This window comes from Rhodococcus sp. H29-C3 (assembly GCF_030063405.1).
Classification (GTDB): Bacteria; Actinomycetota; Actinomycetes; order Mycobacteriales; family Mycobacteriaceae; genus Rhodococcoides.
The window spans coordinates 1-1,184 of record NZ_JASITC010000047.1 but is presented as its reverse complement, the minus strand read 5'-3'; the positions used below and the strand labels follow the sequence as shown (position 1 = coordinate 1,184).

Annotated in this window: 1 protein-coding gene and 1 pseudogene; one reads left to right on the top strand and one right to left on the bottom strand. The window is 59.3% G+C overall.

Annotation, left to right across the window (positions count from 1 at the left end; genetic code table 11):
* Positions 1 to 189 (bottom strand): annotated as a pseudogene (locus QMK32_RS25045) (3-ketosteroid-9-alpha-hydroxylase); the annotation flags it as partial.
* A 50-nt stretch (positions 190 to 239) separates the two neighbouring features.
* Here QMK32_RS25045 and QMK32_RS25040 point away from each other — a divergent pair.
* On the top strand, positions 240 to 821 hold the full coding sequence (locus QMK32_RS25040) for a TetR/AcrR family transcriptional regulator (RefSeq protein WP_283478274.1): 582 nt from the start codon (positions 240 to 242) through the stop codon (positions 819 to 821).
* Positions 822 to 1,184 lie beyond the last annotated feature (363 nt).

Here is a 1,184-nt window from a genome sequence, read left to right as displayed (position 1 = left end):
TTCCAGGACTGCAAGTTCACCCCTGCTGTCGGCGAATACGACCAGCTTGGTTCCAAACGCGTGGATCGCGTGCGGCTCACCGTCCTTGTAGGGCTCAGACAAGCCCAGGCAGTGCCACCCCCTCGCATATCTGCCGAGTGATGCAACAGAATCGATTTCGCGGGGTTCGTCGTTTCCGGAGTACTCCATGACCCTAGTTAAGCGAAGTTGCTTAAACGTGTCAAGGGTAGATTGCCCGCATGGCTGTCGATGCACTCCTCACCGCTGCGGAACGTCTTTTTGCCGAGCGAGGCGCCTACGTCTCACTCAGAGACATCGCAATCGCCGGAGGACATCGCAACAATTCGGCGGTGCACTACCACTTCGGTGATCGCCAGGGATTGATCGGTGCGATAGTGCGCCGGCGGTTGACTTCCGTGGAGGCAACCGCCGCTCGACTACTGACCACCGCCGAAGACCGCGACACGCACACACTGACGGACATTCTGGTGCACGCGCTTCTGGAAGCAACGAAACAACAAGGAGCGACCCACTACTTTCGATTTCTCGAGGTTATGCGCAGTCAGGTCAAGATCTGGCCTGCAGATGAAGGATCGGCGTGGTCGACGATTACACAGGCGTTAGCCCAACAGCTTCGGAACGGAACCGAATACGAACGCGCTAGCAGGATCTCCTCGATGGCTACCACACTGTTCGCGCTGCTCGCAGACTACGAACGCTCACAAGAAGAGACCGGAGTTCTCGAATCACTCGGGCCGACTCCGGGCCAGATCGTAGAAATGGTGGTTGCACTACTTCAGGCACCGATGCAACCACAGTAGATACCGACTTCCACACGACAGCGGCAGTAATTCCAAACTCTGTCCGACTACGGCACTTCAGACCGTCCCGCTGTACCTGACTGCTAGAGGGCATCGAGGCCCGCAGCGGTGAGTGCGTAGATCAGGCTGCGGGTGTGGCTCGGAATGTCTCTTGGACACGGCGAATCACCTGATCGAAGGCCTGGGGGCTGCGCGTATGTCCGACTCCCGAAATGTCGGTGAGACCAGGGCGGGTGCCGGCCGAACCGCAATCAGCACTCCGTTCTGGTGCCCCGTTGCTCAGTCGGCCGTGGTGCCGTCGGCCGGAACCTGACTGTCATCGCAGGTGTACGCGCTGTCGTGTGCGAGGTGGAGGTTGTCGCC

What these genes read in the sequence shown, in the direction of transcription:
- QMK32_RS25040 (WP_283478274.1), top strand. Translation starts at nt 240, where the DNA reads ATGGCTGTCGATGCACTCCTCACCGCTGCGGAACGTCTTTTTGCCGAG.